This window comes from Thomasclavelia sp., assembly GCF_047249845.1.
Lineage (GTDB): Bacteria > Bacillota_I > Bacilli_A > Erysipelotrichales > Coprobacillaceae > Thomasclavelia.
This window is the reverse complement of record NZ_JBKTWO010000019.1, coordinates 21,347-35,630: the sequence shown is the minus strand read 5'-3', so window position 1 is coordinate 35,630 and position 14,284 is coordinate 21,347. Positions and strand designations below refer to the sequence as shown.

At 28.0% G+C, this 14,284-nt stretch carries 18 protein-coding genes; 1 reads left to right on the top strand and 17 read right to left on the bottom strand.

The window, feature by feature from the left end:
• From ACLR9T_RS06845 to dapF, 12 genes are all read right to left on the bottom strand, one after another.
• Positions 1–381 (bottom strand): hypothetical protein, encoded by a 381-nt coding sequence (locus ACLR9T_RS06845; protein WP_413108793.1) that lies wholly within the window; start codon positions 379–381, stop codon positions 1–3.
• Positions 374–742 carry a hypothetical protein gene (locus ACLR9T_RS06840; RefSeq protein ID WP_413108792.1) on the bottom strand — a complete coding sequence of 123 codons (369 nt, stop codon included), beginning with the start codon at positions 740–742 and terminating at the stop codon, positions 374–376. The genes ACLR9T_RS06845 and ACLR9T_RS06840 overlap by 8 nt, the downstream gene beginning before the upstream one ends.
• The gene (locus ACLR9T_RS06835; protein WP_413108791.1) at positions 732–1,199 is read right to left on the bottom strand and encodes a DUF4860 domain-containing protein; all 468 of its coding nucleotides are present in this window, start codon (positions 1,197–1,199) and stop codon (positions 732–734) included. The genes ACLR9T_RS06840 and ACLR9T_RS06835 overlap by 11 nt, the downstream gene beginning before the upstream one ends.
• Positions 1,192–1,491: a hypothetical protein gene (locus tag ACLR9T_RS06830; RefSeq protein ID WP_413108790.1), complete on the bottom strand. Its 300-nt coding sequence runs from the start codon at positions 1,489–1,491 to the stop codon at positions 1,192–1,194. The genes ACLR9T_RS06835 and ACLR9T_RS06830 overlap by 8 nt, the downstream gene beginning before the upstream one ends.
• Positions 1,492–1,501: 10 nt before the next feature.
• Positions 1,502–2,530 (bottom strand): type II secretion system F family protein, encoded by a 1,029-nt coding sequence (locus tag ACLR9T_RS06825; RefSeq protein WP_413108789.1) that lies wholly within the window; start codon positions 2,528–2,530, stop codon positions 1,502–1,504.
• Between the two features lie 28 nt (positions 2,531–2,558).
• Positions 2,559–3,452: a transglutaminase-like domain-containing protein gene (locus tag ACLR9T_RS06820; protein WP_413108788.1), complete on the bottom strand. Its 894-nt coding sequence runs from the start codon at positions 3,450–3,452 to the stop codon at positions 2,559–2,561.
• Between the two features lie 40 nt (positions 3,453–3,492).
• Complete coding sequence (locus ACLR9T_RS06815) at positions 3,493–4,056, bottom strand: chromate transporter (RefSeq protein WP_413108787.1); 564 nt, start codon at positions 4,054–4,056, stop codon at positions 3,493–3,495.
• The gene (locus ACLR9T_RS06810; protein ID WP_413108786.1) at positions 4,056–4,613 is read right to left on the bottom strand and encodes a chromate transporter; all 558 of its coding nucleotides are present in this window, start codon (positions 4,611–4,613) and stop codon (positions 4,056–4,058) included. Before ACLR9T_RS06810 ends, ACLR9T_RS06815 begins: the two co-directional genes overlap by 1 nt.
• Positions 4,614–4,719: 106 nt before the next feature.
• Entirely contained in the window at positions 4,720–5,907 is a 1,188-nt protein-coding gene (locus tag ACLR9T_RS06805) for an aspartate aminotransferase family protein (protein WP_413108785.1), read from the bottom strand.
• Between the two features lie 2 nt (positions 5,908–5,909).
• On the bottom strand, positions 5,910–7,040 hold the full coding sequence (locus ACLR9T_RS06800) for a M20 family metallopeptidase (protein ID WP_413108784.1): 1,131 nt from the start codon (positions 7,038–7,040) through the stop codon (positions 5,910–5,912).
• 9 nt (positions 7,041–7,049) lie between these two features.
• On the bottom strand, positions 7,050–7,754 hold the full coding sequence (dapD, locus tag ACLR9T_RS06795; RefSeq protein WP_413108783.1) for a 2,3,4,5-tetrahydropyridine-2,6-dicarboxylate N-acetyltransferase: 705 nt from the start codon (positions 7,752–7,754) through the stop codon (positions 7,050–7,052).
• Between the two features lie 14 nt (positions 7,755–7,768).
• A complete protein-coding gene (dapF, locus tag ACLR9T_RS06790; protein ID WP_413108782.1) occupies positions 7,769–8,602 on the bottom strand; it encodes a diaminopimelate epimerase in 834 nt (277 codons plus the stop codon).
• A gap of 338 nt (positions 8,603–8,940) precedes the next feature.
• Between dapF and nrdD the strand changes: the two genes are divergently transcribed.
• Entirely contained in the window at positions 8,941–9,219 is a 279-nt protein-coding gene (nrdD, locus tag ACLR9T_RS06785; RefSeq protein ID WP_413108781.1) for an anaerobic ribonucleoside-triphosphate reductase, read from the top strand.
• 65 nt (positions 9,220–9,284) lie between these two features.
• On the opposite strand, the gene ACLR9T_RS06780 is transcribed toward nrdD, so the two are convergent.
• The 5 genes from ACLR9T_RS06780 to ACLR9T_RS06760 all read right to left on the bottom strand — a co-directional run bounded on the left by ACLR9T_RS06780 (position 9,285) and on the right by ACLR9T_RS06760 (position 13,993).
• Positions 9,285–9,758: a GNAT family N-acetyltransferase gene (locus tag ACLR9T_RS06780; protein ID WP_413108780.1), complete on the bottom strand. Its 474-nt coding sequence runs from the start codon at positions 9,756–9,758 to the stop codon at positions 9,285–9,287.
• A gap of 106 nt (positions 9,759–9,864) precedes the next feature.
• The gene (locus tag ACLR9T_RS06775; RefSeq protein ID WP_413108779.1) at positions 9,865–10,098 is read right to left on the bottom strand and encodes a hypothetical protein; all 234 of its coding nucleotides are present in this window, start codon (positions 10,096–10,098) and stop codon (positions 9,865–9,867) included.
• Positions 10,099–10,868: 770 nt separating this feature from the next.
• Positions 10,869–12,023: a hypothetical protein gene (locus ACLR9T_RS06770; protein WP_413108778.1), complete on the bottom strand. Its 1,155-nt coding sequence runs from the start codon at positions 12,021–12,023 to the stop codon at positions 10,869–10,871.
• 1 nt (position 12,024) lies between these two features.
• Positions 12,025–13,503, bottom strand: a complete 1,479-nt coding sequence (locus ACLR9T_RS06765) for a DUF3502 domain-containing protein (protein WP_413108777.1) — start codon at positions 13,501–13,503, stop codon at positions 12,025–12,027.
• Positions 13,504–13,636: 133 nt separating this feature from the next.
• On the bottom strand, positions 13,637–13,993 hold the full coding sequence (locus tag ACLR9T_RS06760) for a hypothetical protein (RefSeq protein ID WP_413108776.1): 357 nt from the start codon (positions 13,991–13,993) through the stop codon (positions 13,637–13,639).
• Positions 13,994–14,284 lie beyond the last annotated feature (291 nt).

The window sequence follows — 14,284 nt, the reverse complement described above, 5'->3', positions numbered from 1 at the left end:
TTACTCCTCCTGATTTACAACTTTAAAACTAATAATTTTCAAATCATCAAATTCATTAATAAACGATAGTTGCAAAGTTTGATCATTATTTATTGATTTTTCTATTACATAAATATCATTTTCTTTTTTATAATTTATCTTATGCTCTTTTAAACTATTTTCTAGATTATTTTTATCGAGCTGGTAATACTGCTCTAATAGAGCACTCTCACTTTGATAATAAGCTTCCGTGATATTAGCTTGACGAATTGTAGATTGATAATATGTATCTGCTTGTAAATATGCTAAAATAGCTAAAATACACATCACTAAAATAACAAAAATCATAAAAATAGATGGTGCCCCTATACCTAGATGAAATAAAGACTGCTTTTTATTCATTTCCGTTCCCTCCTAAGACAAAGGGTAATTCAACTATAATCTTATCTTTATTTTTTATTTGAATACTGCCTTTCATAACATTTTCATTAATCAATTTAATAGTTAGATTATCTATTTGATAAGTATCATTAGCTATCTTTTTTACTCCTAATAATGATTCAAAATCATCATTAGGATAAGCTTGCATCGTTTCAATCATATTCTGAGCCTCTATTAATGAGTTTTGTATTTCAGTACCTTGAACCTGCCTATTTTTTGCTTGAATAATAAAAGATACACAAACAGTTGCAGAAGCCGTAAAAAAGAAAATAACAATAATTAATTCCATTAAAAAGGAAAATGAATGTATTTTAGTCTTCATTTTTATTTCCTCCATGTAAATAAATCGATAAACTTTTACTTTCTTCACCCTCAATTATTGTAAATTTTAATAAATCATTCTCTTGTTCAATTAAAAATTTATCGATTTTAAATAATTTAGTTCCATCATCTAATTTAGGTTGATAATCATTGCTTAAATACAATTCTTTTAGATATCCTTCATGTAAATATATATATGTTTTTGTTTTTTTAGTTTTTATTTCTAAACAAGATATATTATTTATTTCAACAATCTTACAAGCACCATCGCTATCATTGGCCTTTAATTTAGTATTTAAATAAGATAATGGTAAGATTAAATTATCCTCTTTAGTACATACATCATTAATATTCTGATAGCCTTTTATTTCATATGTAATAATAAAAAATGAGCCAATTACAAATACCAAAAATAACGATAAAGAAAACAAAATATGGATATTATGATGTTTATTCATAGTGTTTCTCCTTTTTAAAGACCTCTACTCTTGGTTGTAAATTATCTCCTTGATAATAATATATTACCTGATAGTCATCTTCATTAATGAGTAATCCATAGTTTTCTTTCAAATATTCAATCGTTTTAGGATATTTACCTTCAATACTATAACACTTTAAACTTAAATGAGTTACTGCATCCGTTATTCTTTGCAGATCCTCGTTTGATGAATAAAAAGAAACTGAGTTAAAAGTATAAAGACTAGTAATTATAAATACTATTACTACTAGTATTTTAACAATATTTTTCATAATTTTCACCCTATAAAGAAGACATAATACTTATTAATGGTAACATTACAGAAATCAATACTATCCCTACTATCAATGATAAAAAAGTTACAATAGCAGGTTCAATAATATTTAAAAAGTGATCAATGGCATTACTAACTTCATCTTGAAATTTATCTGATAATTTTTTTAATGTAACATCAATTTGACCTGTCTTAAATCCAACTTGTATCATATTTAAATTAATTCCCTGATATATTTGATACTTTTTAATCACTTCAGCAAAACTATCTCCATTATCTAAGTCATGGTTACATTTTTCTAATTTACTGCACAATTCCTTATCATCAATAAGCTTAGGGATAAATTTCATTGCTTCATGTAAATCATAACCACTAGCAACAAATAATGATAGAGCATATGTCATTTGAGCTCTATTTAAAGATTGAGATAATTTTTTTGTAAAAAATGATTTTTGAACAAAGTTTGATAAAATATTTATATTAGTTATTTTTTGATAAACATAACCAGCTAACACAATTATTACAAGCAGCAATAATATAATCAGACAGATTAAAGAAAATACTTGTCCAAACTCCATAAACATACTTGCATAGGTTGATAGATCACTTCCTAATCCTCTTAATACATCTTTAAAGATTGGTAAAACTTTAAAAACAATTATTCCCACAACTACTGCCATCATCGTAATTAAAATAACAGGATAAGTTAAAGCCTGTTTTAATTTATTTGTAATATCATCGATTCTTAAATAATAATCACTAAGAGACTTCATTACATCATCAAGGTTTCCACTAGTTTCTCCGATATCAACTAAATTAACCATATAATCATCAAAAGCATCAGTCAAAGCAAGCGCCTGGCTAAAACTTACCTGATCATCTAAATTCTTAGCAATTAACATCAAAACATCTTTAATTTTTTTATTATCAATATCTTCACCAATCATATCAATTCCTTGATAGATACTAAAACCAGAAGTTAAGATCATTGCCATTTGGCTTGTAAAAATATACTTTTCATTTACTGTCATTTTCATATTTATTCTCCATCACGATATCCCCATTTTAATAGTATGATGTTGCTACATAATTACCATCATAATCATATTTATTACTAGCAAAAGTTGGATCCATGATTGTCCAAATATCTTTATCAATAAATATATCAGGATTGATCCACCCTTTTCCATCAAGATACACTTCTAGCCAGGCATGATACTCATCTTTATCTGTTCCCCCACAAATTAATCGTGCTGGAATATGATTGATTCTTAACATCGCCACCATCATTGAAGCATAGTCAAAACAAATGCCTTGTTTAGTTTTTATTATTTCTTCTAAATCAGGAATAAGATATTCCTGTTTAGCCAATTTTGCTTTTTTGTCATCATAACTTAGATAGTTTGCGACATATTCATATATTTCCTTTATTCTTTTTAAATCATTATCTGCATCTTTAACAATTTCAATTGCTAATGACGTTATTTTATCATTAGGCTTATAGTTAACTAAAATATTAGGATATAAGTATGGTTTTAACTCATCATCTAAAACAACATCTATTTCAATACTGTTTTTTATCGCATATTGATTTCCTTCAATATTTTCTAATATTTTAATTATGTATTTACCATTACCCATTTGTAAAGGATAAGCTACTCCACTATTAGTTGTTAAGTCATAATTATATTTTCTTTCATCTTTAGCAATCTGAATTTTAACTTTTTTACTTATATCAGTCTTTAAAAATGCCATAATATAACCTTCATTTGCATTAGAATAATCTATTTTAGCTATTTCGCTATCTAAAACTAAAATGTTAGGTGCACCTGGATATAAAATCTCATCAATAGTATAACTCTTTGATGCTGGATAACTGCTTGGATATTCCTGATCATCACCAAAACATCCTACTAGAAGAAATGACATAATAATCATTACTAGTATTTTTTTATACATTCCATGTACCCCCTTAGTTTTAATTATACACAAAAAAAGGTCATAAAGAAACAAACAAGTAATATATCCCAACTTGTATTATTCCAGCTAAAAGCATTATATAAATAGGATTCAACTTTTTAACTCTTAACAAAAAAAGAGCTCCTACAAAAATAATCACTGACGGTAACTGAAAATGCTTTAAATCTACATTACCACTAAAAAAACTATTTACGATAATCAATAAACCAGATACCCCAATCATCGCTACAACCGCAGGTCGGATATATTTTAAAATATTTTGAATAATAGACATCTGTTGATATTTTAAATAAACATAAGCAATTATAGAAACAATTATACATGAAGGAATGATACACCCCAATGTAGCTACCAATGCTCCTATAAAGCCGTTTATTTTTAAACCGACAAATGTAGCAGAATTAATCGCAATCGGACCAGGTGTCATTTGAGAAATAGTAATTAAATCACTAAATTCAATCATTGATAGCCAATGATGTAATTCTACGACCTGATGTTGAATTAAAGGCATAGCTGCATAGCCACCCCCAAAACTAAATGCTCCAATTTGAAGAAAACTTATAAATAATTTTAATAGTATCATTATCTTTTCCTCCAAGATTGTAATCTATTTTGAATAATCCCAATAATTCCGCAGCTTAAAATCACATATATTACACTTATATCATAAACATATGTAACAATAAATGCTAAAACCATAATAATTATTGGTAAAATTTCATTTTCTTTAACAACACCAACTGCCATATCATAGGTTACTGAAGCTATTATTGCTCCAACACCAGCTTGCATTCCTGATAACATTAAAGCAAAAATCTGATTACTTTTAAAAATTTCATAAAATAATGAGACTAATGATAAAATAACAAAAGGCGGAATGATAGTAGCTAAAATTGATACTAATGCCCCTAAGATTCCAGCTAACTTAAACCCAATAACAATAGCTCCATTTACAGCAATTGCACCAGGTGCAGATTGTGCAATGGCAATTAAATCAAGCATTTCTTTTTCTTCAATCCAGTTTAATTCGTCAACATACTTCTTTTTCATTAAGGTTACTATTACGTAACCACCACCAAAAGTAAAAGCACTTAAATATAAATTTGTTATAAATAACTTTAATAGTATTTTTTTATTCATTATATCACCATTTCTAGTATAATTAGTTATTTCATTGAAGTAAACTAATTTATTACTATTTAAATAAAATTAAAGGGATTTAATCAAACTAAATCCCTCCTTTAAGCTAATTATTAACTTCCTCAATTGCTTCAATCAATATTTTGATCATTTCATCAACATCTTTTTCTTCAATGATAAATGGTGGCAACATCCTAATCACATTAGTTCCTGCAGTAACTAGAACTAAACCTTTATCCAATGCTTTTTGAACATAAGGCTTAACAGGATGAATAAACTCTAACCCGATCATTAAACCTAATCCACGACGTTCTTTTATACAATCATATTTTTCTACTATTTCATCCAATTTATTAATTAAATATTCACTAATATCTTGAACATGTTCTAATAATTTCTGTTCTTCAATAATTTTAAAAACTGTTTTACAAGCACACCCAGCCATTGGATTTCCACCATAAGTAGAACCATGATCACCCGGTTTTAAAGCATCTCCAACTTTTTTGTTAGCAACAAAAGCTCCCATCGGAAAACCAGCCCCAATACCTTTAGCTAAACAAACAATATCTGGCATGATTCCATATTGAAAATAAGTCATGATTGTTCCTGTTCGCCCCATTCCACATTGAACCTCATCTAAAATCATCACAATATCATGTTCATCACATAAATGTCTTATTCCACTCATAAACTCCTGACTACAAACATGGACACCACCTTCGCCTTGAACAGGTTCTAAAATAATTGCTGCGCTGCGAGGTGTAATTAATTTTTTAACTGATTCCAAATCATTGATATCTCCATATTTAACCCCTTCAATCAATGGTCCAAATGCCTTTTGATAAGCAGGAGTCCCTGTTAATGTAACTGAGCCAGTAGAACGCCCATGAAACGAATGATTTAGACTAATGATCTCACTGTCTGCCTTACCATGTTTTTCATAGTAATATTTACGAGCTAATTTTAAAGCCCCTTCTGTTGCCTCAGTACCGCTGTTAGTAAAAAACACTTGATCTAATTTTGTTGCTTTGATAACTGCTTCAGCTGCTTCGACTGCTTCAACACTATTAAAATAATTTGATATATGCATCAAGCGATGTATCTGATTAGCCATTGCATCAGTGTAAGGTTTATAATCATAACCAAATGAATTAACACCTATCCCTGAATAAAAATCTAAATACTTTTTACCATTGGTATCATAAAGATAAACTCCTTTACCATAATCAAAAGTAACATCAAATCTGCCATATGCTTTCATAAACGCATTATTAGCTCTATCATAATAACTCATTTTCATTCCCCCAATTTTATTTTAGCTGCAAGCTGATAATATACATCAACTGCTTTAACTAACACTTCCTCATTAAAATTAAATGTTTCTGTATGTAAACCACTTGTATACTGCGGTGTTTTAGTTCCTAAATAAAAGAAAATTCCTGGAATTTCTTTTTGATAAAAAGCAAAATCCTCTGCTAACATTAATGGTTCTCTAAGTTCAAGATAATTCTTATCAACTATATTAATAAACTGTTTGTATAGATTATGATCATTTAATACTGGTGGATACATCGGTGGACAACTAAATTCAATTTTACACCCATAGCCTTTTTCCATTCCATGATTGATAGCCTGCATCGTATCAGTAATCTTCTTAAATACTGTTTCACTATATGTCCTTACTGTTCCTCTAAATACCGTTTTATCTGCAACAATATTTCTAGCTGTTCCACCATTGATTTGTCCAATATTAATCACACAACTTTCAACAGGAGAGACAACTCGCGAAATAATATTTTGATACTGACTAATTATTGAACTAGCAATAACGATTGAATCAACACCTAAATGAGATAAACCTGCATGAGCACTCTTGCCAATAATAGTCACATCTAATTCCCCATTTTGAGCCATTAAAGGACCAGGTCGACAGGCAATCTTACCTTCATCTATCATTGGCATTAAATGCATTCCAAAAATTGCTTTTACACGATATTTACTCAATATTCCTGCTTCAATTAATAATTTAGCACCACCTGGTGATTCCTCTGCTGGTTGAAAAATCAGTAAAATATTGGTCTCTAACAATAAAGGTTCATCTCTTAATCTTTTAGCAAACCCTAACAATGCTGCCATATGACCATCATGGCCACAAGCATGCATATAGCCATCATGTTGTGAAATAAAACTACATTTAGTTTCTTCTTTTATCTTTAAAGCATCAATATCGCTGCGAAAAGCAAGCGTTTTATCATAACCATTATCAATATATACAAGAACACCAGTCTTTAATATAGTAATTGGCCGATACCCCATTTTTAAAAGTTCTGTTTCAAGATACTTTGAAGTTTTATACTCATGTAAACCCAGCTCAGGGATCTGATGTAATTCCTGACGCCATTTTTTTATTTGTTCTAAAGCGTCCATGTCTTTCTCCTATAATTTTCTTAAATCATCCATTAACTGTGTTTTACTATCAGTTTTTTCATCTTTTTGCTGTTTAATGATTCTTGCTGGATTACCAACTACTACTGCTCCTGCTGGAACATCTTGGGTAACGATTGATCCAGCTCCAACAACAGCCCCTTTACCAATTCGTACTCCTTCAATAACTACCGCATTTGCACCAATTAAAACATCATCTTCTAAAATTACTGGTGTTGCACTAGGCGGTTCAATCACCCCTGCTAAAACAGCTCCAGCTCCAACATGACAACGTTTTCCAACTTCGACTCGGCCCCCTAAAACAGCCCCCATATCAATCATCGTTCCTTCACCAATTTCAACTCCAATATTAATTACTGCCCCCATCATAATAACAGCATTATCACCAATTGTTACATGGTCTCTAATTAAAGCTCCTGGTTCAATGCGAGCATTAATATTTGTCACATCTAATAATGGAATTGCACTATTCCGGCGATCTTGTTCTAAATATGAATCAGTAATAATATCTTTATTAGCTTCCATATATGATTTTATTACATCTAAATCACCAATACAAACTTTACTTTCATCACCGCCAAACATCTTAAACTCAGTTGTCTCAGGTAAATTTTTACCTTTTAAATATACCTTTACTATTGTTTGTTTTTTAGCATCACCAATAAATTTAATAATTTCTTCTGCACTATTTAACATAATTCGCTCCTATTCTATATTTCAATCGTTCCTTCAAAAACATTGGCAGCTGGTCCAGACATCATAATTATACCATTAAAATACTCAATTTCTAAACAACCGCCTAATAATTCTACAATAACTTTATCTTTAGTATAGCCATTTAAATAACTAGCATACATTGAGGCACAAGCACCAGTACCACAAGCCATGGTTTCACCTGAACCCCTTTCCCAAACTCGCATCTTTATATATCGTTCATTAATTACTTGAACAAATTCAGTATTAACACTTTCAGGAAATAATTTATGATGTTCAAATTTAGGACCAAGTACTGTTAAATCTAAAGTTTCTAAATCATCAACAAAAATTACTGTATGGGGATTCCCCATTGAAATCGTTGTCAAATGATATTCATGATCATCGACTATCATAGCTTCATTGATCATTCTTTCTTTATCATAAATACAAGGAATCTCTTTACATGTTAATATTGGTTTGCCCATATTTACTTTAGCTCCAACACACTTATCATCTTTAAATAATAATTCAACAACTCTTAATCCTGATTTAGTTTCAATATTTAACACTTTTTTATCACTTAATTTATGATCATAAATAAATTTCGCAAAACAACGAATTCCATTACCACACATCATCGCCTCACTGCCATCTAAATTAAACATTCGCATCTTAAAATCATATTTATCTGATGGTAATATAACAATCATTCCATCACTACCAATGCCAAAATGTCGATCACTGATTTCTGTGATAAATTCTTTATCCATAGGAATCTTCTGGTTTATTCCATCAAAATATATGTAATCATTACCAAGGCCTTCCATTTTAGTAAAATGTAATTGCATAATTACCCTCCTTTCATGGATTTACAAGATTTTATCAAATTGATGACTTTTTTTCAATTCAAAGATAAAATTTTATTAATTAATACCTTAATAAAAAATAAATCATTTATTATATCTACTAAAACAATCATATTATCATAGATTTTATGACAAAGATTTTTATTACTTACATATAATATAGTGGTGATAACATGAGATATATGTTTAAAAAAATCAATCAGGTCCTTTCAATCATCCTGTCAATGATCATTTTTATGATTATTTGTTATTGGCTGTAATAGTGCATTTTAGATGTTAAATAGATTTGTAACTGTTATAATAACTTAGAGGTGATAATAATGGAAGATTTTAATGGTATACTAGTTGAAGTTAAAAATGGTTATATGGAAGATGAAGAAATTCAAGCTTATATTAAATATTTAGAAGACAAATTTCCTGATGAAACATTAAAATCACTTTCAATTACGATTGATGGTGAAGATGTGGATCTAGATTATGTATTCCAACCACAAAACTTTGAAAGAATTAGAAGAATAACTGGTTATCTAGTTGGTACTCTTGATCGTTTTAATGATGCTAAAGCAGCAGAAGAAAGAGATCGGGTTAAACACGCATAAAAGCTATCGTCATACATTATTTGGCGATAGCTTTTTATTATCATATATAAAAACTTGTCTTTATGTTATTTACCTAGTTCATTTAAAATATCACCAGAAATACGATAAGTTGTCCACTCATCCATCACTTTAGCACCAAGTGATAAATAAAAATCTATACTAGGCTTATTCCAATCTAAACAACACCATTCTAAACGTCCACAATTACGCTCAACAGCAATTTTGGCAATTTGTTTAAATATTGCTTTACCATAACCCTTACCTCGGTATTCAGGTTTAACATATAAATCTTCTAAATATATACCTCCTCGACCTAAAAAGGTTGAAAAGTTATGGAAAAAAAGAGCAAAACCAATCTCTTTTTTATTTTCCATTATAAAAATAACCTCTGCTATTTCCTTTTTAAATAACCACTCATTTAATAACTCTTCAGAAGCAATGACCTCATCAGCCATTTGTTCATATTTAGCTAATTCATTTATAAAACTTAAAATTAATGTTGTATCATTATCATTTGCATATCGAAAACTAATTTGCATTTAAATATCCCCTTTTATTAATTCTATTTTATAAAACAATCTAGATAATAAATAGATGTAGCTTTCAATTCATAACATACTATAAAATTGAAACAAAATATAATCATTATCTATACGAATCCAGTGTACCAAAATTAAAAGGGAAGATATAAAAATCTATTTTCTCTTTATTTGACACTACATTATTCATGTCATCCGATTCACTACTCTCCAAAGTTTTCCAGATAATTATTTTATAACTTATTGATGTATAAGTTATTGTGCCTCCATCTTTACATACTCGCTTTATTGGTAATAAAACAAGTATTGCAAGTATGATAAATATTAATTTCTTTTTCATACTGGTACTCACTCCTTTTTAAAATACTATTTTATTTATTGGTTTCATGATTCTCTTTTAACTATGATAATATTTGTTATTGTAATAAATATCATCCAGATAATAACTACACTTGATAATATTACATTATCTTTCATAGAAAAATAAATACCTAATCCAAGACTTACTAGTGCATTTAATATTATCCAACAAATTGCATGTATTTTTTACTATCACTTTATTTTATTTCAAAACATATGTCTATGATTATACACTAAATAATAAGTAAATAGAAAACATAGCATTTAATAATTGATCATTCCTAAATAACTGAGTAGAAAAATTACTAAATGTAATGAATATCACAATAAAGATTTAAGCATAATATTAATAAAAATATATTATTTAAATTTATTAAATAAGTTTATCTGGTGTTATATATATCTTTTTTATAGTAAGTAATTTTATTACCAAATTATATTTTAAATATCTAGTTGAATCTTATAAGTTTATTTCTTTATTATTTTTTAATGAGTAGATATTTGTTAAATTAATTATATCATTTAACTTGTTCCGTACAATATCTAAAATGATTTAAGTCTATAAAGTTATTTTAATTTAAATTTTTATATTATCAACAATAAAAGATTATAGACATTAATATAAAATACTATTTGAATATAAAAAGATAACTTGTTTACTACAAGTTATCAGATTACCAAAAAATAATTGAAATTTTAATTGTATCAAAATATAATAAATATCAAAAATGTAACTAAAACATTTTATCTTTAATTCACCGAAATAATCTTCTTATTTCCCTTTTTATAATCCGATTTTAAAATAAAACCATACTTCATTTCATTTTTTTCTAAATAAGAAATATAATAATAATCTTTAGCATCTTCATATATATAAACATCTTTTATTTCTGACATTGTTGATTTTTTTGGATTCATAGTCTCAAAGTCTAAAGAATAATATTGATTTGTTTCATCATCTTGATAGATCCATTCTTCATCATTGAAAATCGGATATTTTTTTGTTGTAGTAATTACTTTTGACTTTTCTTCAGATAAATTATATTTTAAAATTTTAAAAATTTTTTCATTATTAGCTTCATGGCCATTTTCAGACTCAACAGTTAATAAAATATCGTCAATAAGTTGAGCTTTTATAATATAATTATCTTCTAAAACAGGTGTAAGCTTATTAGTATTTATATTATATTCAAAATTTTCATTCTTTTCATTAGCATCTTTAAAATTCGTTCCGTCAAAATAATTTTCAAAATAATTATAAGTCATATAAATCCTATTTTCATCAGCTGCAACAATTTTTAAAGAATTATTAAAATCATTTTTAGGCTCTGTCAATTTCACCTGTTTACCACTTTTTAAATTAACTCCAAGCAGATAACAGTTATGTTTAGGCTCTTCAACTATAGCCCCACTTTCCGATTCTGTAAAAACAACTTCATCAATTGCAAAATAAGCTGTTTCCTTAATTACTGCAAACGACAAAATCATAGCACTATTTATTTTAACGATTTCTTTTTGATTACTCCGGTCTAAATTAGATTCAATTAATGAGTATTTTTTTTCTATATCATCATTTCCACTAATAACATATAACTTATCACCACAAGTAAAACCTGCGCCAAGGCCAACAAAGGCTTCTGAATTTTCATTTAACTGAGCTTCCATTTGACAATTAGCCTTGCTGCAAGTAAGAACATCTTTTTTAGTTTCATAATCAAAAAAGTATAAATAACCAGAATCATTTACATGATAAAATCCTTCATTAGTCGAAAAAGCAATTCTTCCTGTTTGCTCATATATACGTACATCATTATCTTTTAAACTTTTATCTTCTTGGCTACAACCACTCAAAAACAAGCTCAATAAAATAAATGAGAACATAATATTTTTTAAACTGTTATACATATTATTTAACTTCCTTTAACCATTGTTTATATTGATTATTAGCTTCATCAACTATTATTTGCATTCCTGCCTTATCCAATGTCTCATTTAATTCTTTTAAAAAGTTATCTAAGTCTTTAATATCTAATGTATACAACTTATTGCTTAATCCAGTAGCTGTTTGTTCATCAAAATATGTATCCCATATTTTATTAACTGCATTAATTTCTTTTATTACCGGCATTGCATCAAATCTAAATCCTTTAGGAAAATCTTCTCCGTACTTTGAATAAAACCAATTTGAATATTCAATTTTGTCATCTTCTTCATAAATTGAAGAATATGTGATTTTCGGATTTGTATATTGATAACCAAAAATCTTTAATCCTAATTTATCAGTAATTACCTTAACATGATTATTTTCATCAAGCTGATAATCATTACCTTCAATTCCATACTGGATTAAGTTAGCTATATCTTTATCTGTAAAAAGCTTTAAAAGAAAATCTTCCGCATTTTTATTATTCTCTGACCAGGAAGCAATTCCAGATTTATTATCACCCCAATATAAATTCATGTTTGGTTTTGATTCATTAGGAACTACTATAAATTCCTTCTGTGATGCAGATAAACTTTTAAACTTAGCTCGTGTACTTATATCCCTTTCAAATGTAGCAGCAAATGATACTACACTTTCCTCAACCGGCTCAAGTTCAAGTAATCCTTGTTGTCTTAAAGTAATACATTGATATAATAAATCTTTATACTCTCTTGATTTACTTAAAGAAATAAACCCATTCTCTTTTGTCCACACTAAATTATTAGTAGGTGATACAATCCATAATCCAGGATCTAAATATATATTATTAAGAGGGGGAGTGTTAATTTGATCTTTTATTTGAGTTAATATATTACTATTTTCAAATACATTGTTCTTTATGTCTTTGCTATCTATTCCATTTTTATCTAAAAGTTCTTTTTGATACATCACTCCTGAAATCATTGGTACATTGCTTGAAATACCATACAATTTATTATCTATTTTTGATAATTCAAAATCGTAGGGCACCAATACTTCTTCTAATATTTTTTGGTTTTTTTCCTTCCATTTATCTAGGTCTAAAAGTAACTTATTTTCAACTGCTAGTTTGTAAGTATTATTCCACGATGTTAATTCATTATCTTGACTCTCTGGCAATATAGTAATAACATCCGTTTGCTCTCCATCTTTTTGTAATTCTTTTAAATCTTGTATCTGCTTATTTTCCTCTTTATTACTAAATGGTATGATTTTTACTTGATATGGGGCTTTTTTTTCTTTTAATAACTCATTAAGAGGCTTTTCCCACACTTCTACCATTTCATTTGTCATATCTTCAATATTTCCAACCGCCGCAATTCTCCAAACGACTGTATTAGTATCAACCTCATTTTTTTTAGTACACCCAGTTACTTGTAAAACTAATACTAAACTTATCGCTAATAATAGTAATTTTCTCAATTTTTCTCCCTCCAATCAATTGTTAATAATATTAAATATTTTTTCCTTTTAACCTTTAAATCCATAAAAAATCATTCTATAAATTTTAATATAGTGCTAGCAACTACTAGCACTATATTTTACCATAATTTAACTAACTTGCAGTATAAACCTCTATACCATAACCTGATGTTTTAGCATTTATAAAAATTTCATTAGCTCTTTTAGGACGAGTAGCAGTCCAGTATGAACTATATGATGTTCCATTTACACGGACATCCTTTTTTATTGCACCACTTACAGCATAAGTAACATAAGCGTTTCCTGTTGGATATGTTGCACCATTACGAGCGTTGATTGTATGAGATGAACCACCAGCATTACAAGTAACAGATACAATATATTTTCCATCTGATGTTTGATTAGAACTCTCACCAGCCATTACTGGTACTATAAATAATCCAAATAATAATGTTGAGACAAAACAGCATAAAATCTTTTTGTGTTTCATAAAATTTTCCTCCTCTTTTTCTAATATAATTTTTTTGCTATTTAATATCCTATTATTAATCTTGATATAACTCTTTTCCCCTCCCAACCTATCAGATTGATTAATAAAATAAATATGTTTTGAAAATTTTATAGCTATGCTATATTATTAATTATTAAAATTGATTATTTTTGTTACTATCTTATCTATTTTCACTATAGCATAAAAAAAAAGAAATTTACTAGCCTTCATACTAAACGGTTAAATATTTGATTAAACGGTCAATATTTATATCTAAAATTATTTTATTAG